Annotated in this window: 25 protein-coding genes; 19 read left to right on the forward strand and 6 right to left on the reverse strand. The window is 43.7% G+C overall.

The window, feature by feature from the left end; all coding sequences use genetic code 11:
• Window positions 1-157: 157 nt before the first annotated feature.
• Window positions 158-1,027 carry a phosphoribulokinase gene (locus BDE27_RS18205; protein ID WP_099130927.1) on the reverse strand — a complete coding sequence of 290 codons (870 nt, stop codon included), beginning with the start codon at window positions 1,025-1,027 and terminating at the stop codon, window positions 158-160.
• A gap of 66 nt (window positions 1,028-1,093) precedes the next feature.
• On the reverse strand, window positions 1,094-1,312 hold the full coding sequence (locus BDE27_RS18210) for a YheU family protein (protein ID WP_099130926.1): 219 nt from the start codon (window positions 1,310-1,312) through the stop codon (window positions 1,094-1,096).
• A gap of 182 nt (window positions 1,313-1,494) precedes the next feature.
• Between BDE27_RS18210 and BDE27_RS18215 the strand changes: the two genes are divergently transcribed.
• Window positions 1,495-2,100 carry a LysE family translocator gene (locus tag BDE27_RS18215; RefSeq protein ID WP_099130925.1) on the forward strand — a complete coding sequence of 202 codons (606 nt, stop codon included), beginning with the start codon at window positions 1,495-1,497 and terminating at the stop codon, window positions 2,098-2,100.
• A gap of 1 nt (window position 2,101) precedes the next feature.
• On the opposite strand, the gene murP is transcribed toward BDE27_RS18215, so the two are convergent.
• Both murP and murQ read right to left on the reverse strand, forming a co-directional pair.
• On the reverse strand, window positions 2,102-3,568 hold the full coding sequence (gene murP / locus BDE27_RS18220) for a PTS N-acetylmuramic acid transporter subunit IIBC (protein WP_099130924.1): 1,467 nt from the start codon (window positions 3,566-3,568) through the stop codon (window positions 2,102-2,104).
• Between the two features lie 26 nt (window positions 3,569-3,594).
• A complete protein-coding gene (gene murQ, locus BDE27_RS18225) occupies window positions 3,595-4,500 on the reverse strand; it encodes an N-acetylmuramic acid 6-phosphate etherase (RefSeq protein WP_187651040.1) in 906 nt (301 codons plus the stop codon).
• A 1,003-nt stretch (window positions 4,501-5,503) separates the two neighbouring features.
• Here murQ and BDE27_RS19680 point away from each other — a divergent pair.
• A complete protein-coding gene (locus BDE27_RS19680) occupies window positions 5,504-6,403 on the forward strand; it encodes a LysR family transcriptional regulator (protein ID WP_187651030.1) in 900 nt (299 codons plus the stop codon).
• Between the two features lie 299 nt (window positions 6,404-6,702).
• Here the strand turns inward: BDE27_RS19680 and BDE27_RS18240 are convergent, their stop codons facing one another.
• Window positions 6,703-8,646: an ABC transporter ATP-binding protein gene (locus BDE27_RS18240; protein WP_099130922.1), complete on the reverse strand. Its 1,944-nt coding sequence runs from the start codon at window positions 8,644-8,646 to the stop codon at window positions 6,703-6,705.
• 249 nt (window positions 8,647-8,895) lie between these two features.
• On the opposite strand from BDE27_RS18240, the gene BDE27_RS18245 reads away from it, so the two are divergent.
• On the forward strand, window positions 8,896-9,099 hold the full coding sequence (locus BDE27_RS18245) for a YheV family putative zinc ribbon protein (RefSeq protein ID WP_074020827.1): 204 nt from the start codon (window positions 8,896-8,898) through the stop codon (window positions 9,097-9,099).
• A 144-nt stretch (window positions 9,100-9,243) separates the two neighbouring features.
• The gene (slyD, locus tag BDE27_RS18250; protein ID WP_099130921.1) at window positions 9,244-9,768 is read left to right on the forward strand and encodes a peptidylprolyl isomerase; all 525 of its coding nucleotides are present in this window, start codon (window positions 9,244-9,246) and stop codon (window positions 9,766-9,768) included.
• Window positions 9,769-9,900: 132 nt separating this feature from the next.
• On the opposite strand, the gene BDE27_RS18255 is transcribed toward slyD, so the two are convergent.
• Window positions 9,901-10,119: a SlyX family protein gene (locus tag BDE27_RS18255; RefSeq protein WP_099130920.1), complete on the reverse strand. Its 219-nt coding sequence runs from the start codon at window positions 10,117-10,119 to the stop codon at window positions 9,901-9,903.
• Window positions 10,120-10,363: 244 nt separating this feature from the next.
• On the opposite strand from BDE27_RS18255, the gene fkpA reads away from it, so the two are divergent.
• The 15 genes from fkpA to rplL all read left to right on the forward strand — a co-directional run bounded on the left by fkpA (window position 10,364) and on the right by rplL (window position 21,944).
• Window positions 10,364-11,128 carry an FKBP-type peptidyl-prolyl cis-trans isomerase gene (gene fkpA, locus BDE27_RS18260; RefSeq protein ID WP_099130919.1) on the forward strand — a complete coding sequence of 255 codons (765 nt, stop codon included), beginning with the start codon at window positions 10,364-10,366 and terminating at the stop codon, window positions 11,126-11,128.
• A gap of 478 nt (window positions 11,129-11,606) precedes the next feature.
• Complete coding sequence (locus BDE27_RS18270) at window positions 11,607-12,344, forward strand: helix-turn-helix transcriptional regulator (RefSeq protein WP_099130918.1); 738 nt, start codon at window positions 11,607-11,609, stop codon at window positions 12,342-12,344.
• On the forward strand, window positions 12,344-12,739 hold the full coding sequence (tusD, locus tag BDE27_RS18275; protein ID WP_099130917.1) for a sulfurtransferase complex subunit TusD: 396 nt from the start codon (window positions 12,344-12,346) through the stop codon (window positions 12,737-12,739). Before BDE27_RS18270 ends, tusD begins: the two co-directional genes overlap by 1 nt.
• Window positions 12,740-12,773: 34 nt before the next feature.
• Entirely contained in the window at window positions 12,774-13,133 is a 360-nt protein-coding gene (gene tusC, locus BDE27_RS18280) for a sulfurtransferase complex subunit TusC (protein WP_099130916.1), read from the forward strand.
• Between the two features lie 19 nt (window positions 13,134-13,152).
• Window positions 13,153-13,440, forward strand: a complete 288-nt coding sequence (gene tusB / locus BDE27_RS18285) for a sulfurtransferase complex subunit TusB (RefSeq protein WP_099130915.1) — start codon at window positions 13,153-13,155, stop codon at window positions 13,438-13,440.
• A gap of 223 nt (window positions 13,441-13,663) precedes the next feature.
• Window positions 13,664-14,038: a 30S ribosomal protein S12 gene (gene rpsL / locus BDE27_RS18290; protein WP_010848548.1), complete on the forward strand. Its 375-nt coding sequence runs from the start codon at window positions 13,664-13,666 to the stop codon at window positions 14,036-14,038.
• A gap of 98 nt (window positions 14,039-14,136) precedes the next feature.
• The gene (rpsG, locus tag BDE27_RS18295) at window positions 14,137-14,607 is read left to right on the forward strand and encodes a 30S ribosomal protein S7 (protein ID WP_074020838.1); all 471 of its coding nucleotides are present in this window, start codon (window positions 14,137-14,139) and stop codon (window positions 14,605-14,607) included.
• Between the two features lie 93 nt (window positions 14,608-14,700).
• Window positions 14,701-16,809, forward strand: coding sequence for an elongation factor G (gene fusA / locus BDE27_RS18300; protein WP_099130914.1), 2,109 nt, complete (start codon window positions 14,701-14,703; stop codon window positions 16,807-16,809).
• A gap of 70 nt (window positions 16,810-16,879) precedes the next feature.
• Window positions 16,880-18,064 (forward strand): elongation factor Tu, encoded by a 1,185-nt coding sequence (gene tuf / locus BDE27_RS18305; protein ID WP_099117318.1) that lies wholly within the window; start codon window positions 16,880-16,882, stop codon window positions 18,062-18,064.
• A 336-nt stretch (window positions 18,065-18,400) separates the two neighbouring features.
• The gene (gene secE / locus BDE27_RS18310; RefSeq protein ID WP_099130913.1) at window positions 18,401-18,784 is read left to right on the forward strand and encodes a preprotein translocase subunit SecE; all 384 of its coding nucleotides are present in this window, start codon (window positions 18,401-18,403) and stop codon (window positions 18,782-18,784) included.
• A 2-nt stretch (window positions 18,785-18,786) separates the two neighbouring features.
• Entirely contained in the window at window positions 18,787-19,332 is a 546-nt protein-coding gene (nusG, locus tag BDE27_RS18315; RefSeq protein WP_092519796.1) for a transcription termination/antitermination protein NusG, read from the forward strand.
• A 215-nt stretch (window positions 19,333-19,547) separates the two neighbouring features.
• Window positions 19,548-19,976, forward strand: coding sequence for a 50S ribosomal protein L11 (gene rplK, locus BDE27_RS18320; RefSeq protein WP_074020842.1), 429 nt, complete (start codon window positions 19,548-19,550; stop codon window positions 19,974-19,976).
• A gap of 3 nt (window positions 19,977-19,979) precedes the next feature.
• Window positions 19,980-20,681 carry a 50S ribosomal protein L1 gene (rplA, locus tag BDE27_RS18325; protein WP_074023706.1) on the forward strand — a complete coding sequence of 234 codons (702 nt, stop codon included), beginning with the start codon at window positions 19,980-19,982 and terminating at the stop codon, window positions 20,679-20,681.
• Between the two features lie 336 nt (window positions 20,682-21,017).
• Window positions 21,018-21,515, forward strand: a complete 498-nt coding sequence (rplJ, locus tag BDE27_RS18330) for a 50S ribosomal protein L10 (protein ID WP_074020846.1) — start codon at window positions 21,018-21,020, stop codon at window positions 21,513-21,515.
• A gap of 63 nt (window positions 21,516-21,578) precedes the next feature.
• Entirely contained in the window at window positions 21,579-21,944 is a 366-nt protein-coding gene (gene rplL / locus BDE27_RS18335; RefSeq protein ID WP_045972989.1) for a 50S ribosomal protein L7/L12, read from the forward strand.
• The last annotated feature ends 306 nt before the right edge of the window (window positions 21,945-22,250 follow it).

The following is a 22,250-nucleotide window of genomic DNA, read 5'->3' on the forward strand; positions in this document are numbered from 1 at the left end:
GTAGATTACCAGAAATCAGGCAGAAGAGTTGGTTTTATTGATTTTACATTTATAAAAGGGAAAAAATTATGTCACAAAAAATGGTCTGTTTATTTAAATAAAACAGGTAACGTTATTTTTTGTTACCTGCCTTATTAAAAATTAAATAGGGATTAAATTACGAAATTTTTTTGCCTTCCAGTAATTGCTTAACAAGCGGTGCCATAATTAATTCCATTGCCAGCCCCATTTTTCCACCTGGAACGACGATAGTATTTATGCTGGAAATAAATGAGCCCTGAAGCATAGCGAGTAAATAAGGAAAATCAATTTGAGTGAGGCCACGGAAGCGGATCACGATAAAACTTTCGTCCAGCGAGGGAATGGCTTTGGCAGAGAAGGGATTGGAGGTATCAACGGTGGGGACACGCTGGAAATTGATGTGAGTACGTGAAAACTGAGGAGTGATGTAGCGGATATAGTCATCCATTGAGCGGACAACGGAATCCATGACAGCCTCTCTGGAATGCCCACGTTCACCGGTATCACGGATGAGTTTTTGTATCCATTCTAAATTGACGATAGGCACAACGCCAATCAATAGATCCACATGACTGGCGACATTGTGTTGTGGCGTGACAACACCACCGTGCAGCCCTTCATAAAATAGGACGTCTGTCTTTGATGGCAGGGGTTCCCACGGTGTGAACGTACCTGGTGATTGGTTATAGGGAACGGCTTCATCATAGGTATGGAGATATTTTCGGCAGCGGCCATTGCCCGTTTCCCCATACTCAAAGAATGTTTTTTCCAACATACCGAAATCATTAGCTTCTGGCCCAAAGTAGCTGATATGTCTGCCTTGTTCTCTTGCTTTGCGTATCTCGGCATCCATTTCAGGACGAGTGTAACGATGGAAACTATCCCCTTCTATCAGTGCGGCGGTTACGTCAAGTTGTTGGAAAATCTTACGGAAAGCGACACTGGTGGTGGTTGTTCCTGCTCCACTGGAGCCAGTGATTGCGATGACGGGGTGTTTGGCAGACATGAACAGACTCCTTAATCAATAAAACTGGCGAATCAGTCAATTAGAATGAATAAAGCAAGCTGAGCTTTACGGACGGAACATCTCTTTAGGCAAGATATTAACGGTTCCATGTAGTTCAGACCATACCAACAGAACCTCGCCTCGTTCAAGCTGACGTTTTACATCCTGTACTTTTTGTTCGAGCGTTTTTTCCTGTTCACCATAATCAGTACCTTCCCGCAGGACAAAACTTTCAATTAAGCTGTGGAGTGTATCGGCTTCCAATTGTTGCCACGGGATAATCATTGTGATTGCTCCTGAAAATACTGTAATTCATTATCGGGTAAATTTAGATGTTGCCAATGGAGTTGTAGTCTGGGATTCATAATGAATTGATTTCATGATTAGTTATCTTGTATATGAAATAACATACTGTTATTTTTCTTGAAAAGAAATGCCAACTATCTGGGTGGGAGGGGAATCTACCCATGACTTTAAGCCTGATATTTTCGCTTAGTATATTTATGTTTATTTCCGCTGTCACACCGGGCCCAAACAATTTGTTACTGACATCATCGGGAGCTAATTTTGGTATTCGCCGCTCTATCCCGCTTTGTCTGGGCATTATTCTGGGAATGCAGACAATTTTGCTGCTGTCTGCGTTTGGTGTTGCGGCGTTACTGTTGATTTATCCTGCTATACACATGGGCCTGAAAATACTCGGATGTCTGTATTTATTATGGCTAGCCTGGAAAACAGCTACTTCGCATTATAAGCGGCTGGACACCACAACATCGGCAGGAGAGCCAATAAAGATTTATCAAGGTTGGTTATTGCAGTTCTTAAATCCCAAAACATGGTTGATGGGATTGGGTGCAATCAGTAGTTACAGTCTGGCTGGAGAGTTGTATAACCATTCCATTTTTGTTATCAGTATCGTGATGTTAATCGTCAATACCCTTGCTGGTGCAATCTGGCTTGTTCTCGGTTCACTGATTGGACAGTTACTGAAAAGCCGTCGCGCGTGGTTTACATTTAATATCGCAATGGGTGTCCTGACCGCCGCTTGTGTGCCTTTAATCTGGTTTGGCTGAGTTAACTTAAATCGATATTTTTGCTGCCGAAGAATAGCGTTAGCGTGAAGCCAGCGATATAAGAGACGATTAGCCCGGCACCATATATTGCTATGCCCGTGAATATGCCGCTGTCGGATGTCATCAGCGGCAGTGCGACTAGCCCGGAAGGGCCGAAAACGCTATTCAATCCGACAGGCCATCCCCACCAGGCAATCAGACCGATAAAAAAACCACCTATGGCACCGCCGAGACAGGCGGTGACAAAAGGTTTGACGCGGGGAAGTGTGACACCATAGATCAAGGGCTCGCCAATTCCCAATAAACCTGGAATGATGGCGCCTTTGATTTGAGCGCGCAGTAACGCGCCTTTTTGGGCTTTGACATATAACGCCAGTGCGGAACCTACTTGCCCCGCCCCTGCCATCGCCAGAATGGGAAAAAGGGAATTAAATCCTTGTGCTTCCATCAAAGCAAAATAGACGGGGACAAAGCCCTGATGTACACCAAACATCACGGCGATTAGGAATAGCCCTGCCAAGATGGCTGTACCGAATGGGTTGCCATTCAAATTCATGAACAGCCATGACATCACGGTAAACAAATAACCTCCGACAGGCATAATGACGATAAATGCAACAGCGCCCATAATAAGTAGGGTGACTGTGGAAGTCAGGATCATATCCAGATCAGAGGGCATGATTTTTCGGATCTGTTTTTCCACCCAGGCACCGAGAATACAGGCAATCAGTATCCCGATAATATTGCCTCGCGGGTCAATGGCGAAGCCAAAAAAATGACTGATACCAGAGTAGAAACCACTGGTAGCTTCGGCGTTATAACCCAGCACAAATAGAGAAGCGATGATGGCTCCGTTAACCCCATATCCCCCAAATGCCTTTTGTGCATTGTAGCCAATCAAGATACCTAAGAAACTGAACATGCCTTTGCTGAAAATTTTCATATAGCCAACCATCTCAACCAATATAGCGTTGGGATGAGTGACTTCTTTAATAAAAATTTGTTCCAACAGAGTAGCAAAACCCAATAACAGGCCAACGGCAATAAATCCAGGGATCAGGGGAGTAAAGATGGTGGCAAATTTAGCCAGAAATTTATGGACTGAACTGGTTTGTTTTTCTTTGAGATGTTTTTTGTTAGAGGTGGCGATATCTTTTAGTGTGTCAGAATGGGGTTTAGCAGGGGAAAGTTCAGATCCACTGGGATGACGTGTATCACTTAACAGCGTTTTCATCATCTCTGCTGCTGTTTGGGCTTTACCGGAGCCAAGGACAATCTGGAGTTGGTCATCAGTCGCTATGACGCCCAAGACACCGGTAATCTTCTTCAAGTAGAATATGTCGGCAAGTGAATCATCCCGTAGTGTCAACCGCAGGCGGGTCATGCAATTTCCACAACGGGCAATGTTACCCGCTCCGCCAATGGCGTTGAGTATTTCAGCCAACATTTCCTGACGAATTTTAGCCATTTAAACCCCCTCTAAAGAGGCAATGATTATCGGTCTGTTGAGATAGCTGGCCGGATAAGCCCTTGGTGTTCTGCCAATAATGCTTTGGCCTCTTTGGCGCTGACGCCCGATAAAATCATGACGATTGCGGTCTTGCAATGACCACCACAGGTGTTTAAGGCCTGTTCTGCCATTTCTCTGCTGCACTCCGTGGCGGCGATGACAATATTCTTCTGGCGTTCGATTAATTTGGCATTGGTAGCTTCTACATCAACCATCAAATTACCATATACTTTGCCAATACGGATCATGGTGCCTGTTGTGATCATATTCAGTATCAATTTTTGTGCCGTTCCTGCCTTCATACGGGATGAACCCGTTATCACTTCTGGCCCTACGACAGGCGTGATGGCAATATCAGCCAATTGCACCATTGAGCTATCTGGATTGCAGCTGATACAGGCGACAGTAGCACCAACTGATTTGGCATATTCCATTGCACCTAATACATAGGGTGTTCGGCCACTGGCAGCGATCCCTACCAGGACATCTCTTTGGTTAAAGTGTAGAGCCTTAAGATCTTCTGTGCCTAATTGCCGATTATCTTCTGCATTTTCGACAGCTTGTAGAATGGCTTGATGCCCTCCGGCAATTAAGCCGATTACCTGTTCTGGTTTTGTACCATAAGTTGGTGGACATTCACTGGCATCCAGGATACCTAAGCGTCCAGATGTGCCAGCTCCACTATAGATTAAGCGCCCACCCTGACGAAATGCCTCGGCAACTTTATCAACCACACTGGCAATTTGAGGTAATGTTTTTTCAACAGCAATAGCCACTTTTTTATCTTCATCATTGATGACGTGCAGCATATCGAGAGTTGAGAGTTGATCAATGTGGGTACTGGCGGGATTACGACTCTCTGTTATCATATTGCTCAAGTCGATTTTCATCATTTTTCTGCCATATTTTATCGAAACTAAGAAGTGATTTATGTGGGTCAGATTATCTTACTGAGCATTTAATAGAAAATATACACCAAAATAGATTAAAAACACTATTTTCCGCTTTCTCTTTTATATTGGCAAAAATTGTCGATATCATGTTTAAAGGCGGTTTATTAGATAACTATGCGACTGGAGAGAAAGTAAAATTATATACTATATTGGTCATCAACTTTGTTTTGTTTGTATTTTTTATTTTTTCGATAAAAATCAACATGCTTTATCCATAAAATAACAAGTCAATACAGAATATTCCGATATAAAAAAGATCTTAAACTTGTTAAGAATAAGTATACACTATCACTAGCAACACATTATAAAGCCTGCCATTGTCGTATTGCTATTTTTTAATATTACATTTCCTTATTAACACGTAATAAGAGTAAATATTAAAATGGCCATAAAAGTAAAGTATGGATGAATTGTTAATAATATAATTGGTGTGAATTATCTGCTGTTTGTTACATTATACGAGTAAGCCAGATATATATGCTTTTCTTTATATTTTCCAATTAAATTATTCACACAATAGTTTCACAACATGATATTTTAACTTTCATGATCTCTGGTATTTGATTTGGCAGATTCTCAATAAATAAAAGTTATCAGTTGTGGATCTGTTTGTATGCTATATCTCGATTATTTTTAAACTTCATAAATATTAATGACGCTGTAGTTTAAAAAATGAAATAGAGTGATAAACAATATGGGTAGTAAGGAATATATCCATATTGCGAGAATAATTAGTTACTATTGAAATAATTTTACAATGAAATTAAAACATAATTATAATAAATGTTTTGCGAATTGTACCCTTATTAACTAACATTTTATTAGTTAACATTTTGACCATTTGACCTGATAAAACCTTTGGCAAAACACTAAGTTAAAATGCTATCACCATGAATCTGTAATGTTTTGTAGTTATTCAACAATCATTGGGCTAAAGAACATGGATATACGCAATCTTGAAGCTTTTATCGTTTTGGCTGAAACTCTTAATTATCATAAGGCTTCTGAGAGGCTTTATCTTTCTCAGCCGGCCTTGACGAAGAAAATCCACGGGTTGGAAGATATTCTTGGGGCGTCACTATTTACAAGGGGACCAAATGGAACGAGGTTGACAGATTTTGGGCAGAAGACGTTGGAAAATACCCGGAAGTTTTTATCTCACTATGAACACTTCAAAAGTCAGGTTCATTTCGATTCAAAAGAGGATATGGTCAGGCACTTATACGTCGGCTCTTGTTTTCCTATCCACAATTATTCTCAAATAGAGAATCAGATAGTGGAAAAAAAAGGGAATGTCGTGCTGTCATTGGTGACTGGACTGTCAGTTGAGCAGCAGATAAATTTATTGAATGCAGGGATGTTACATGTTGCAGTGATGCCGCTATCATCTATTATTGCTCAGTTAGAGCCAAAAAAGGTGTTTACGGAAAGATTGATCTATATCTTTAAGAAAGGAAGTTATCTGGTATCTAAATGCAGAACAGCCTTAAGTAAGTTTGGGAACGGAGTTACTCCGACAAATTCACCAGAAAAAAAAGAGATGGTTGAGTTAACGGAGTGTCTCAATGTTTTTCCTATTTATACTGGTGCTGGTGACAATATGCATTTGCTATTAAAAACAAATGATATCATGTTGATAGTAGAGATGATCACAAAAAATAATGCCTATACTTGTGTGCCTAAACGGATTATTAGCTCTATTCCTGAGTATTATATGAATTTTTTAGAAATTGTTGAAACGGATAAAAAAATTGATCTTGGTGTGGTATGGGCAAAATCCATAGATGAGTCTTTGATTGAAGATGCTGAAAACTTTTCTGCCTTAGTTGCTAATGTATAAGTCGTGATTATTTTTTGTTTTATACGGAATATTTTTGTTTTGTCTCTTATGATAATCAAGCTTGAGGTGTAATTTGTAAAAGTTTTCTCAGTAAGGAGCGAAAAATGAGAATCTGAAACATTTTTCAATTATAAATAATCTCCTGCATAATTGATGAGTTATTATTTTTTACGGCGAGTATTCTTGCTGTTTGCAAGCAATTTTATATTTTTGCTTTGTAATCAGGGAATAATCGGGTGTTGAATGGCAATACCCGATTATATACCTACAGGTTTATACCTGAAAAATTAACTGACTCCTTAACTCGCATTAAATTCTGCTGTCATTTGTTCGAGCTGTTCCTGAATGTCCAACCATTCCATTTCAGTATCCTCCAGTTTGAATTTTGTTTGCGTTTGCTGATGCAGGCATTCAGTCAGTTCAGTTTTACGATCATTGTCGTAAAGCGTGTTGTCTGACAGTTTCTCTTCTAATTCCGTCAATGCCGTACCCAGTTTTTCCATCTGTTTTTCAAGGGCTGCAAGCTGTTTACGCAATGGCTGCGTTTGGTTACGGAATTCAGCTTCACGCCGTTTTTGATCTTTACGCTCTTGGGCACTGTAATTTTGAGTGCTATTCGTTGAAGATTCGGTCTCTGATTTTTCTTTTTCCTGGCTATCCCGCATTTGCTGGCGTTGCAGTTCAGTGAGCCATTGCTGATAATCTTCTAAATCGCCTTTAAAAAGTTCTACTTTGCCATCATGTACCAGATAAAGTTCGTCTGTTGTAGAGCGCAGTAAGTGCCTGTCATGCGATACGACGACCAGAGCACCTTCGAAATCAATAAGTGCTTCAGTTAATGCTTGTCTCATGTCGAGATCAAGGTGGTTGGTCGGTTCGTCAAGCAGAAGGAGGTTAGGGCGCTGCCAGATAATCAGAGCCAGTACTAAACGGGCCTTTTCACCACCGGAAAAACGTCCGCTTGGATCGGTCACTTGATCGCCTTTGAAGCCAAATCCTCCCAGATAATCCCGAAGCTGTTGTTCCGCTTCTTGGGGAGCGATGCGGGCTAAATGTTGTAATGGAGATTCATCTGCCCGTAGGTATTCCAACTGGTGCTGTGCGAAGTAACCCAGTTTAATGCCTTTCGATAAGGCAATTTCTCCTTGCTGAGGTGCAAGCTCTCCTGCCAGCAACTTGATCAACGTGGATTTACCCGCACCATTGCGGCCTAGCAGGCCGATCCGTGAACCTGGCACCAGATTTAATTTGATCGAGTTCAATACCGTTTTCTCACCATAGCCAGCACTGACTTTATCCATGTTTAAGAGTGGATTTGGCAGGTTATCCGGCTGGCGGAAACTGAAATGGAAAGGGTTATCAACATGAGCGGGAGCGATAAGCTCCATGCGTTCCAGCATTTTGATGCGGCTTTGTGCCTGTTTTGCTTTAGAGGCTTTGGCGCGGAAGCGGTCAATATAGCTCTGTAAATGAGCTACTTTTTCCTGTTGGCTTTGGTATAGCGCCTGTTGCTGAGCAAGTTTGGCCACACGTTGCCGTTCGAAGGAAGAGTAGTTGCCGGTGTATTCGTATAGATCCTGCTGCTCAATGTGCAGAATTTTATCGATGATTGGATCGAGAAAATCGCGATCGTGGGAAATGAGAATCAAGGTGCCGGTATAACTCTTCAACCATTTTTCGAGCCAGATAACCGCGTCCAGATCAAGGTGGTTGGTCGGTTCGTCGAGTAATAGCAAATCAGAGCGGCAGATCAGCGCTTGTGCCAGGTTGAGGCGCATACGCCAGCCACCAGAGAACGAACGTACAGGTTGCTCTAGCTGAGTCTGAGAAAAACCCAATCCATGCAGCAGACTGGCGGCTCTGGCGCGGATTGTCCACGCCTGAATAGTATCAAGCAAGCCATGAAGATGGGCGATGGCGTGACCGTCGTTTTGTTCGTTGGCTATTTTGAGTTTTTGCTCCAGTTGCCGGAATTCACGGTCACCATCGATGACATATTCCAGCGCTGATGTTTCCAGGGCTGGCGTTTCCTGATTAACCCAAGCCAGTGCCCAGTTGTTGGGAAAGGTGACAGAGCCACTTTCAGCTTGAAGTTCATCTTTCAGTAATGCAAGCAGGGTAGATTTACCACAGCCATTTTTGCCAACTAATCCGATTTTTTGTCCGGGATTGATGGTTGCGTTGGCGTTATCCAGCAGGACGCGAATGCCACGACGGATTTGCAGTGAAGAGAAAACAATCATAGATGCCGTCTATATATAATGTGTTAGGTTAATTAATAGTTAGATTTATATATCCTTCATCTTTCAAGTTGCTGCTTTGTTGACTGCGTTCCCCATACCAATCGTATATTGATATGCATAGTGATCGTTGATACGTATAGTGATCGATGTGCCGCAATTTGAAAGCTATTGGGTATATGTATTCAATTTTAAGTGCCTGGTGTGCATGGTAGCGGAAAATAGATGTTCTGACACGTCTTAGGGGGAATTATGTCAATTAGTCGTAAGCGTTTTATTGCAGGAGCGGTTTGCCCAAAATGCCAATCACAGGATACGCTGGCAATGTGGCAGGAAAATAAGGTTGATGTTGTTGAGTGTGTCCATTGTGGTCATATACAGAGGCAGACAGATGAAGCTGTCACATCTCATATCAGAGAGCAGGAACAGGTCATTGGGATCTTTACACCACAGTAACTCAATACATATACAATGAATTGTGGATAAATTTTGCCATTACCTAGGTACAGTAACGTAGAATTCCGTTACAATTGGCAGCATTTTTTTGAGCAGTAAAAATTTTCCCTCACGGTTTTTTCCCTCGGGTATGTAGGAGTTGTCATGAAAGTAGCAAAAGACTTGGTGGTCAGCCTGGCTTATCAAGTAAGAACAGAAGATGGTGTTTTAGTTGATGAGTCCTCGGTGAGTGCACCGTTAGACTATCTGCATGGCCGTGGTTCTCTGATCAGCGGATTAGAGAAAGCACTGGAAGGCCGTGAGGCGGGTGAACGTTTTGATGTTAGTGTAGAAGCAGCAGATGCATACGGTCAGTATGATGATAACTTGGTTCAGCGTGCACCAAAAGATGTGTTTGTTGGCGTTGATGATCTTCAGGTTGGTATGCGTTTCCTGGCTGACACGGATCAAGGGCCTATTCCAGTAGAAATCACTGCCATAGAAGGTGATGAAGTGGTTGTTGATGCGAACCACATGCTGGCTGGTCAGAATCTGAAATTCAATGTTGAAATTGTAGCGATCCGTGAGGCGACCGAAGAAGAATTGGCTCATGGCCATGTACACGGTCAGGGTGGCTGTGGTGATCACGATCACGACGATCATGGATGCTGCGGCGGTAGCTGCCATTAAGATTAATCGGGGATAACTGAAAATCGTTAGTCACCTGAAATATCAGTAAGCAAAAAAAGGGAAGCGGGTTTTCAGCTTCTCTTTTTTATTTTGCGTCTAGCCTTCCTTGGCAGAGAGCTTCCCTGATGAATATCAGTAATGGGGGGGCGGTGTTTCTTCAGAAAGCGGTGCAATGATGGATGCCTGGTGAGTTTGCAGACGTTCAGCGATTAATTTTAGTTGTTCTTTCAATCTGTCAGTTTCGAGCTGTTGCTTTATCACTTCCTGATTCAATTCTTCAATGGTGGCTTCTTGATAAGCCAGCTTGGTTTCTAGTTGCTCAAATCTTCGCTCAAATTCAGATAACTCCATTATCTTTCCTCCTGCTTCTGAATCAATTAATTTAAATGACGGACCGATGATTCGGTCAAGATGCCACTATAATGCTCATATATCCAGTGAAATAGGATTTCACGAAATCTCTTTGCTTTAATGTTGTCTCAACGATTTTTATGGCAAGGTATAGCAAATATTGTCATTGGTTTCCTTAGGCGGTTATAGTAAACGTTATGACCTATGCTGATGGTAACCCCACCCAAACTTATTGGAGAATAGGATGAAATCATTGTTTAAAACCACTCTGTTGGCAACAACTCTAGCGGTGGTATTTAGCATACCTCAGGTTTTGGCTGCTAACACCGAAACCAAAGGCGAAGTAAAACTAAATAGTGCTTTTAAAACAGCAGAACAGCAAAATTCTTATGCTCTGGGTGCTTCTCTGGGAAGCTACATGGCCAACTCATTGCAAGAGCAGAAAGCGCTCGGTATCAATATAGAAAAAGAACAGTTGTTGGCTGGTGTTGAAGATGCATTAAATAATAAAGCCAAACTGACGGATAAAGAGATTCAGGAAACCTTGATGGCCTTTGAATCTAAAGTGAAAAGTGCAGCATTGGCTAAGGCAGAAAAAGAAGCCAGTGAAAATGGTGAAAAAGGTGCCCAATATCGCAAAGAGTTTGCTAAACAAGCGGGCGTAGTGGAAACCAAAACGGGGCTTCTTTACAAAATTGAAAAAGAAGGTACTGGTAACGCACCTAAAGAGACTGATACTGTAGTTGTTAACTATAAAGGTTCTTTGATTGATGGTCAGGTTTTTGATAGCTCTTATGACCGTAAAGAGCCGCTGGCAATTCGTTTGGACAGCGTTATTCCAGGCTGGAAAGAAGGTATACAGCATGTGAAGAAAGGTGGAAAAATCACATTAGTTATTCCTCCTAAGCTGGCTTATGATCAGGCAAATTTACCTAAAATTCCAGCTAACTCCACTTTAGTTTTTAATGTTGAATTACTGGATATTAAGCCTGTTGCCAAGGCAAAATAATTCTTGTAATTAAAAGATATTAGCAGGGGATTAAGGCTCCTGCTTTATCACATATTTCTTCCACCTTTCGATTTGCTGCTGATATTTACCTCTATTTGATTAGTAATAAGCATGGATAAAAAATAATAAATTTATTTGCTTATTATTTCCCACGGTATTAAATGAGATATTGCTTTTCGTATTTCAGGTGGATTCGGCATAAAGCTGTGATAGAACCCCGCGCTATACTCAGCAAGAGCTTGACGGCAGTTCGATGTGGTTTTAACGTCACTACTCTGAATAGTCCGAATAGAATAATATAGAACAAACATTTTTAACTGTTTGTTTTTAGCGCTTATCACATAAGGCTATTTAACTTTCTTGTAACAATAGGTGTTTACCGAAGTAGATGCTGAGTTGCAGTCATGTGATTTTATAATAAATCTTGCCCTGATGTTTTTGGTGAGGCAAAGTCAGAATTTGAAGGATGGTGTATTACATGTCTACCCCGCTATTAACTGGTGATAATATCTCTAGTGATAACAGTGATATTGATTTACTGGAAAACCAACCATTTAGTGAAACTGATCACGAAATTTTAAAATCTTACGAAGCTGCTGTTGATGGCCTGGCTATGTTGATTGGTGGGCATTGTGAAATAGTTCTTCATTCACTGGAAGATCTTAAATGTTCAGCCGTCAGAATAGCTAATGGCGAACATACGGGGCGTAAAATTGGTTCTCCGATTACCGATCTGGCGTTGCGAATGCTGCATGATATTACAGATGAAGACAGTAGCGTTTCCAGGGCGTATTTCACACGGGCAAAAAGTGGCTCGTTGATGAAATCTGTCACGATTGCTATCCGCAATCGCCAGCGTCGAGTCATTGGGCTTTTGTGTATCAATATGAACCTTGATGTGCCTTTCTCTGAAATTATTCAGACCTTTATCCCGGAAAAAACGCATGAAGTTGCTTCAAACGTCAATTTTGCCTCTTCCGTGGATGATCTGGTAGCACAAACTCTGGAATTCACTATTGAAGAAGTGAATGCTGATCGTAATGTTTCCAATAATGCGAAAAACAGACAGGTAGTGCTGAACCTTTATGAGAAAGGTATTTTTGATATTAAAGATGCCATCAATCAGGTCGCTGATCGTTTGAATATCTCCAAGCATACGGTATACCTCTACATTCGTCAGTTTAAAAATGGTGAATGTGCGGGTTCGGAGAAGTAATGTTGTCATTGTCTTATTGTTTGCTGGTCACTGGGCCAGCTTACGGTACTCAACAAGCCAGCAGCGCTTACCAATTTGCTCAGGCATTGATCGCCTCAGGTCATAAACTGCATAGCGTGTTTTTTTATCGCGAAGGTGTCCAAAACGGCAATCAATTGGTTGCCCCTGCCAATGATGAGTTTGATTTGGTCAGGGCCTGGCAGGTATTGGCAGTCCAACATCAATTCGATCTGTTTATCTGTGTTGCAGCGGCATTGCGCCGTGGTGTTGTAGATGAACAGCAAGCCCGTGAATTGAATCTGCCTGCCGCTAATTTAGCCGAAGGGTTTGAGCTTAGTGGGTTGGGATCATTGGCAGAAGCCATGATGTTATGTGATCGTGTCATACAATTCTAGCGCTGGTTAGGTTTGAGAATCTTCGTGGGTATCGATGAAAAAAATTGCCTTTGTTTTTACTGAAGCTCCTCATGGCTCTTCTGCCGGCAGGGAAGGGCTGGATGCATTGCTTGCAACGTCGGCATTGACTGAGCAGATCGGTGTATTTTTTATTTCTGATGGCGTGTTTCAATTATTAGCCAATCAGCAGCCGGATAAAATCCTGGCCCGTGACTATATCTCAACCTTTAAGGTCTTGCCGCTTTATGACATTGATAAATTTTACGTTTGTCTGGATGATCTGGTGATTCGGGGAGGCAGCCCGGCAAATAATTTTGTGCTGGAAGCTGAACTTCTTTCTGCCGCAGCAATCCGAGAATTGTTGGCGGGTTATGATTTTGTGTTGAAATTTTAATCTATTTCAGGCGGGTAACATGTTATATACTGTCAGTCGCTCACCTTACCATGATGACTTCAATGCAATGCTTGGCCTTGTATCTGATACCGATGATGTTCTATTGATGCAGAATGGTGTGTTATCAGGTATTAATGATAACCGTTATTTGGCTGAACTGCTCCGTACCGGGGCAGGCATCTATGTTTTGAAGGAAGATCTCGATGCACGGGGGCTGATTGAACAAATTTCAGACCGTGTAAGGGTGATTGATTATAATGGTTTTGTTAGCTTAACGGTAAAACATCAGCAAAATTTTGCCTGGTAGATGTGATTGGTAGATCTGAATTGCACTTTTCAGTAACTTTACCAGCCTAACGCTTTACTGGCAGTACCTTACCGATAATATTTTGCCGATATAGAAAAACTGTATATTTCTTGACACCTCGTTAAGTCAGCAATAAAATTCCGCGTCCTCTTGTTTTGTCATAATGACAGAGAGAGGGTAAAATCCGTGTTTACGAAGCAAAAAACCAGGAGCTTTTTTAATAATGGCAACTATTAATCAGCTGGTTCGCAAATCTCGTAGCTCGAAAGTTGTGAAAAGCAACGTTCCTGCTCTGGAAGCTTGCCCGCAAAAACGTGGCGTATGTACTCGTGTATATACCACCACTCCTAAAAAACCAAACTCCGCACTGCGTAAAGTATGCCGTGTGCGTTTGACTAACGGTTACGAAGTTTCTTCCTACATCGGTGGTGAAGGCCACAACTTGCAGGAACACTCCGTTATCCTTATCCGTGGCGGTCGTGTTAAAGACTTGCCAGGTGTGCGTTACCACACCGTTCGCGGCGCTCTGGACTGTGCCGGTGTTAAAGACCGTAAACAAGGTCGTTCTAAGTACGGTGTGAAGAAGCCAAAGGCTTAATGGTTCTCCGTTAAGTAAGGCCAAACATTTTTCACATTAATGTCAAAATAAACTCGTAGAGTTTTGGACAACCCTGAAATTCGAAACGGAGTATTTCCATGCCACGTCGTCGTGTAATTGGTCAACGTAAAATTCTGCCAGATCCAAAGTTCGGATCTGAACTGCTGGCCAAATTTGTAAATATCCTGATGGTAGACGGTAAGAAGTCTGTCGCAGAAGCAATTGTGTATGGTGCGCTTGAGACCCTGGCTCAGCGTGCTGGTAAAGATCATCTGGAAGCATTCGAGCTGGCACTGGATAACGTGCGCCCGACTGTAGAAGTTAAGTCCCGCCGTGTTGGTGGCTCTACTTATCAGGTTCCAGTTGAAGTTCGTCCGGTTCGTCGTAATGCTCTGGCAATGCGTTGGATCGTTGAAGCTGCTCGTAAACGCGGTGATAAGTCCATGGCTCTGCGCCTGGCAAATGAATTATCTGATGCGGCTGAAAATAAAGGCGCTGCTGTGAAGAAACGTGAAGACGTTCACCGTATGGCAGAAGCTAACAAGGCGTTCGCACACTACCGTTGGTAATCCCTTATTGGGTATTTCATCGGCAGTGAATATGTTCTGGGTAGCTGTCCGGCTACCCGTTCTCTAAATTGAACGCCCACGAGAGAGGAAAAAATGGCTCGTAAAACCCCTATAACTCGTTACCGTAATATCGGTATCAGTGCGCACATTGACGCGGGTAAAACCACTACCACCGAACGTATTCTGTTCTACACTGGTGTAAGCCATAAGATCGGTGAAGTTCATGATGGCGCTGCTACTATGGACTGGATGGAGCAGGAGCAAGAACGTGGTATTACCATCACGTCTGCTGCGACTACCGCATTCTGGTCTGGTATGGCTAAACAGTATGAGCCACACCGTATCAACATCATCGACACCCCAGGCCACGTTGACTTCACTATCGAAGTAGAACGTTCTATGCGTGTTCTTGACGGTGCAGTAATGGTTTACTGTGCAGTTGGTGGTGTTCAGCCACAGTCTGAAACTGTATGGCGTCAGGCGAACAAATATAATGTTCCACGTATCGCGTTCGTTAACAAAATGGACCGTATGGGAGCGAACTTCCTGCGCGTTGTTGAGCAGATCAAAACTCGTCTGGCTGCTAACCCTGTTCCTCTGCAATTGGCAATTGGTGCAGAAGATACTTTCACCGGTATTGTTGATTTGCTGAAAATGAAAGCGATCAACTGGAACGACGAAGATCAGGGTATTACCTTCGAATACGAAGATATCCCGGCTGACATGCTTGAGCAGGCTCAGGAATGGCATCAGAACCTGATTGAATCCGCCGCAGAAGCATCAGAAGAGCTGATGGATAAATACCTGGGCGGTGAAGAGCTGACTGAAGAAGAAATCAAGGCAGCTCTACGTAAGCGTGTTTTGGCCAACGAAATTATCCTGGTTACCTGTGGTTCTGCATTTAAGAACAAAGGTGTTCAGGCAATGCTGGATGCAGTTGTCGAATATCTGCCAGCACCAACTGATGTTGAATCCATCAAAGGTATGTTGCCAGACGGTAAAGATACTCCGGCTGAGCGTCACTCCAGCGATGATGAACCATTCTCAGCACTGGCGTTCAAAATCGCGACTGACCCATTCGTGGGTAACTTGACTTTCTTCCGCGTTTACTCTGGTGTTGTTAACTCTGGTGACACCGTACTGAACCCGGTGAAAGACAAAAAAGAACGTTTTGGCCGTATCGTTCAGATGCACGCTAACAAACGTGAAGAAATCAAAGAAGTCCGTGCAGGCGACATCGCTGCTGCTATCGGTCTGAAAGATGTAACCACCGGTGATACTCTCTGTGACATGAACGCCCCAATCATTCTGGAGCGCATGGAATTCCCAGAGCCAGTTATCTCTGTTGCAATCGAGCCAAAAACTAAAGCTGACCAAGAAAAAATGGGTATCGCTTTAGGCCGTCTGGCTCAAGAAGACCCATCTTTCCGCGTGAGCAGTGATGAAGAGTCTGGTCAGACTATCATCGCAGGTATGGGTGAGCTGCACCTCGACGTTCTGGTTGACCGTATGCGTCGTGAATTCAACGTTGAAGCGAACGTAGGTAAACCTCAGGTTGCTTACCGTGAAACCATTCGTGCTTCTGTTGAGCAGGAAGGTAAGCACGCTAAACAGTCCGGTGGTCGTGGTCAGTACGGTCACGTTTGGCTACGTATCGAGCCTCTGGAAGCAGGTGGTGCTGGTTACGAATTCGCGAACGAAATCGTTGGTGGTGTTGTTCCTAAAGAATACATCCCAGGCGTCGATAAAGGCGTTCAGGAACAGCTTAAGAGCGGTGTTCTGGCTGGTTATCCAATCGTTGACGTTAAAGTTGCCCTGTTCGATGGTTCTTACCATGACGTTGACTCCTCAGAAATCGCCTTTAAAATTGCTGCATCCATGGCATTTAAAGAAGGCTTCATGAAAGCGAAACCAGTTCTGCTGGAACCTATCATGAAAGTCGAAGTGGAAACCCCAGAAGACTACATGGGTGACGTCATCGGTGACCTGAACCGTCGCCGTGGTATGATCGATGGTATGGATGATATAGCTACGGGCAAAATTGTTCGTGCTCAAGTACCATTGTCTGAAATGTTTGGTTATGCTACTGACCTGCGTTCTCAGACCCAAGGTCGTGCTTCTTACTCCATGGAGTTCTTGAAGTACAACGAAGCGCCGAGCAACGTCGCTCAGGCTATTATCGAAGCTCGTAAATCTAGATAAATTTTCGAGTTTACTATCTTTTTAGCTCCCTCATTTCTGTGACGGGGGAGCAGTATTAAGGAATAGAGTCGTGTCTAAAGAAAAGTTTGAACGTTCAAAACCGCACGTTAACGTTGGTACTATCGGTCACGTTGACCACGGTAAAACTACCCTGACTGCTGCAATCACTACCGTTCTGGCAAAAACTTACGGTGGTAGCGCGCGTGCATTCGACCAGATCGACAACGCACCAGAAGAAAAAGCACGTGGTATCACCATCTCTACTTCTCACGTAGAGTACGATACTCCAACTCGTCACTACGCACACGTTGACTGCCCAGGCCACGCCGACTACGTGAAAAACATGATCACCGGTGCGGCTCAGATGGACGGCGCGATCCTGGTAGTTGCGGCAACTGATGGCCCAATGCCACAGACTCGTGAGCACATCCTGCTGGGTCGTCAGGTAGGCGTTCCTTACATCATCGTGTTCCTGAACAAATGTGACATGGTTGATGATGAAGAGCTGCTGGAACTGGTGGAAATGGAAGTACGTGAGCTGCTGTCTCAGTACGATTTCCCAGGCGACGACACCCCAATCATCCGTGGTTCTGCGCTGAAAGCGCTGGAAGGCGATGCAGAGTGGGAAGCGAAAGTGATCGAACTGGCAGAAGCACTGGATTCTTACATCCCAGAACCAGAGCGTGACATTGACAAGCCATTCCTGCTGCCAATCGAAGACGTATTCTCCATCTCCGGCCGTGGTACTGTAGTTACCGGTCGTGTAGAGCGTGGTATCGTTAAAGTCGGTGACGAAGTTGAAATCGTGGGTATCAAAGAAACCACTAAAACCACTTGTACCGGCGTTGAAATGTTCCGCAAACTGCTGGACGAAGGTCGTGCGGGTGAGAACGTGGGTGTTCTGCTGCGTGGAACTAAGCGTGATGACGTTGAGCGTGGTCAGGTTCTGGCGAAGCCAGGTTCTATCCACCCACACACTCAGTTCGAATCTGAAGTGTATATCCTGAGCAAAGATGAAGGTGGCCGTCATACGCCATTCTTCAAAGGTTACCGTCCACAGTTCTACTTCCGTACTACTGACGTAACCGGTACTATCGAACTGCCAGAAGGCGTAGAGATGGTAATGCCAGGTGACAACATCAACATGGTAGTTAACCTGATTGCGCCAATCGCCATGGACGAAGGTCTGCGTTTCGCAATCCGTGAAGGTGGTCGTACTGTAGGCGCCGGTGTTGTTGCTAAAGTGATCGCATAATTTTTTTAATGTGTTCATTTTGGAAGGGCATCGATAGATGCCCTTTTTATACGTTGTCTTAAGAAGAACCTATCTCATCAATAGTTGTTCATAATTGGATAATTAATGGCAGATAAATTGCTATTTGATTGCTATTCTTAATTATTGGTGAGATAGGCTCTGATACAACGGATGGGCTTAGATATCATCGATATACAAAAGTCCTGCTGAATTATGGTGCCGAGTCAGATACAATTACAATTATCTTTGGGTTCGGTCTGATTTGTTTTGCTCTTGCGAGGCAAGCTGGCTATCTATTTACATCATAGTTACTTACATATAGTTACAGGTTGGTTTATGAGTGCGAATAGCGATGCTCAAGAAAGCGGGCGTGGTCTTGATATAGCAAAATGGCTATTGGTAGCAGTGCTACTGGTGGTTGCTATTGTGGGTAATTACTATTACCGAGAGTATAACCTGCCTCTGCGCGCGATAGCCGTGGTTGCTATTGTTGCCCTTGCAGGAGCAGTTGCATTGTGGACTGTAAAAGGTAAAGTTGCATTAGCCTTTGCCCGTGAAGCCCGCATTGAAATGCGTAAAGTCATTTGGCCAACTCGCCAGGAAGCACTGCATACGACTTTAATTGTTGCAGTTGTGACGGCTGTCATGTCTCTTATCTTATGGGGGCTTGATGGTATTCTGGTGCGTTTAGTTTCATTTATTACAGGCCTGAGGTTTTAAAAATGTCTGAATCCCCAAAAAAGCGTTGGTATGTCATCCAGGCATTTTCTGGGTTTGAAGGTCGCGTCGCTCAATCTCTGCGTGAACATATCAAATTACAAGAGATGGAAGATTCTTTTGGCGAAGTGATGGTGCCGACAGAAGAGGTTGTTGAGATCCGTAGTGGCCAGCGCCGTAAAAGCGAGCGTAAATTCTTCCCTGGCTATGTCTTGGTACAGATGGTAATGAACGATGCGACTTGGCATTTGGTTCGCAGTGTACCTCGCGTAATGGGTTTTATCGGTGGTACTTCTGACCGCCCAGCACCAATCAGCGATAAAGAAGTTGATGCGATCATGAATCGCCTTCAACAGGTTGGTGATAAACCACGGCCAAAAACTCTGTTCGAACCAGGCGAAATGGTTCGAGTCAGCGATGGTCCGTTTGCAGACTTCAATGGTGTGGTGGAAGAAGTTGATTACGAGAAGAGCCGTTTGAAAGTATCGGTTTCTATCTTTGGTCGTGCTACACCTGTTGAGCTGGATTTCAGCCAGGTAGAGAAAGCCTAACCTGGTGATTAAGTAAGCGCTTATGCTTGCAAAGGGTGTGAAATTAGCGTACAATTTCGCGCCTTTTGTTTTTTATCCAGGCATCATTTTTAGATGATACTTAGATAATATTAGGTTAGTTAAAGTCTTAGGGGCCTGGTCTTTAATAGACGGGGTTCAAATTGTCAGGGGAGCCTCATCTTGAGGCGATAAGACCCGCATAGAGGAAAAAATAAATGGCTAAGAAAGTACAAGCCTACGTTAAGCTGCAAGTTGCAGCTGGCATGGCTAACCCAAGCCCACCAGTTGGTCCAGCTCTGGGTCAGCAGGGTGTTAACATCATGGAATTCTGTAAAGCGTTCAATGCTAAAACTGAAAGCATTGAGAAAGGCTTGCCAATTCCAGTTGTTATTACTGTTTACGCAGACCGTTCTTTCACTTTCGTTACCAAAACCCCACCAGCGGCTGTTCTGCTGAAAAAAGCAGCAGGTATCAAATCTGGTTCTGGCAAACCGAACAAAGATAAAGTTGGTAAAGTAACCAGCGCTCAGATTCGTGAAATTGCTGAAACTAAAGCTGCGGACATGACTGGTGCTGACGTTGACGCGATGATGCGTTCAATCGAAGGTACTGCTCGTTCCATGGGCCTGGTAGTGGAGGATTAATCAATGGCTAAACTGACCAAGCGCATGCGCACTATCCGTGAAAAAGTTGATGTAACTAAACAATATGACATCAACGAAGCTGTTACTCTGCTGAAAGAACTGGCTACTGCTAAATTCGTAGAAAGCGTTGACGTAGCTGTTAATCTTGGCATTGATGCTCGTAAATCTGACCAGAACGTTCGTGGTGCAACTGTACTGCCACACGGTACTGGCCGTTCAGTCCGTGTTGCTGTATTTACTCAGGGTGCAAACGCCGAAGCAGCTAAAGCTGCTGGCGCTGAACTGGTAGGTATGGAAGATCTGGCTGAACTGGTTAAGAAAGGCGAGATGGACTTCGACGTTGTTATCGCATCTCCAGATGCAATGCGTGTTGTTGGCCAACTGGGTCAAATCCTGGGCCCACGTGGTCTGATGCCAAACCCGAAAGTAGGTACTGTAACGCCTAACGTTGCTGAAGCTGTACAGAACGCTAAAGCGGGTCAGGTTCGTTACCGTAACGACAAGAACGGTATCATCCACACCACTATCGGTAAAGTTGACTTCGACGCTGACAAACTGAAAGAAAACCTGGAAGCTCTGCTGGTTGCGCTGAAAAAAGCTAAGCCATCTTCTGCTAAAGGCGTTTTCGTTAAGAAAGTTAGCCTGTCTACTACCATGGGTGCAGGTGTTGCGATCGACCAGTCTAGTCTGAACGCATCAGTTTAATGATTTAAGCTGAGAATAACGCTTTACCTTAGCGTCAGATTTGTCTAAAATCTGACGCTTCAAATTTGCTGATCAGTGTGTTTTATAACATACAACCTTCGAAAAATAAGGCCGTATCGGCAAATAACAAGTTTTCGGTTGGAGCTTGGCCTAATCCAAGCCCCGTCCAAGACCGCAGGCGTAAGTAATTACTTAATATCCTGCGTAGACGGTGACAGAGCCAAATGAAATTTATTTTCTGGATTCTGCTCACCGTGTTTCAGCGCTCAGGCACATTTGGTGTTTTGAGTGAAGTGAGTCCCGGGTTTGCCCGGTTAATCCAGGAGCAAGAAGCTAATGGCACTAAATCTTCAAGACAAACAAGCGATTGTTGCTGAAGTCAGCGAAGTAGCCAAAGGCGCGCTGTCTGCGGTTGTTGCGGATTCTCGCGGCGTTACCGTAGATAAAATGACTGAACTGCGTAAAGCAGGTCGCGAAGCTGGCGTTTATATGCGTGTTGTTCGTAACACCCTGATGCGCCGTGCTGTTGAAGGTACTGAATTTGAGTGCCTGAAGGAAGCGTTTGTTGGTCCAACCTTGATTGCTTTTTCTAACGAACATCCGGGCGCAGCTGCTCGTCTGTTCAAAGATTTCGCGAAAGCGAACCCAGCATTCGAGATTAAAGCAGCAGCCTTTGAAGGTGAGTTTATCCCAGCGAGCAACATCGATCGTCTGGCAACACTCCCAACTTACGAAGAAGCAATCGCACGCCTGATGTCAACCATGAAAGAAGCCGCTGCAGGCAAACTGGTTCGCACTCTGGCTGCGCTACGCGATCAGAAAGAAGCTGCTTAATTGCTTATTTCCTTCGTTGCTTTTTAACGTATAAATTTTTTCTGAATTTTAGGAACACTTGTTATGTCTATCACTAAAGAACAAATTCTGGACGCAGTTGCAGAAATGTCTGTAATGGACGTTGTTGAACTGATCAGCATGATGGAAGAAAAATTCGGCGTTTCTGCTGCTGCAGCTGTAGCTGTAGTTGGTGGTGCTGCTGAAGCCGTTGAAGAAAAAACTGAATTCGACGTAATCCTGACTGGCGCTGGTGCTAACAAAGTTGCTGTAATCAAAGCAGTACGTGGCGCAACTGGCCTGGGTCTGAAAGAAGCGAAAGACCTGGTTGAAAGCGCACCAGCAGCTCTGAAAGAAGGCATCAGCAAAGACGACGCTGAAGCTCTGAAAAAATCTCTGGAAGAAGCAGGTGCTTCTGTTGAGATCAAGTAAGATCTGTTTGAAGTTCGCAGCCTGATTTTTTAAGGCTGGCGGCTGGCGGTTTTTTAATCGCCAGCCTTTTTGCGCTGTAAGGGCATTGTCTGAAAATCAGATTTGCCTGAAAGGCATTAATAGGGAGTTAGTAGCATTTCACACTGTTTGGCTGCTAATAAACCCAAAATACTTCTTCCTATTGACGACTTAATATACTGCGTTCTCAGCTACGATCCACTCGGGTAGCTCGGTAGTAAGGTAACGCAATGAAATGATTTAAGAGTAATAGTAATGAGTATTACGGAAAATATTCTGTTTTCTGTT

Origin of the sequence: Xenorhabdus ehlersii (assembly GCF_003610465.1) — a bacterium.
Lineage (GTDB): Bacteria > Pseudomonadota > Gammaproteobacteria > Enterobacterales > Enterobacteriaceae > Xenorhabdus > Xenorhabdus ehlersii.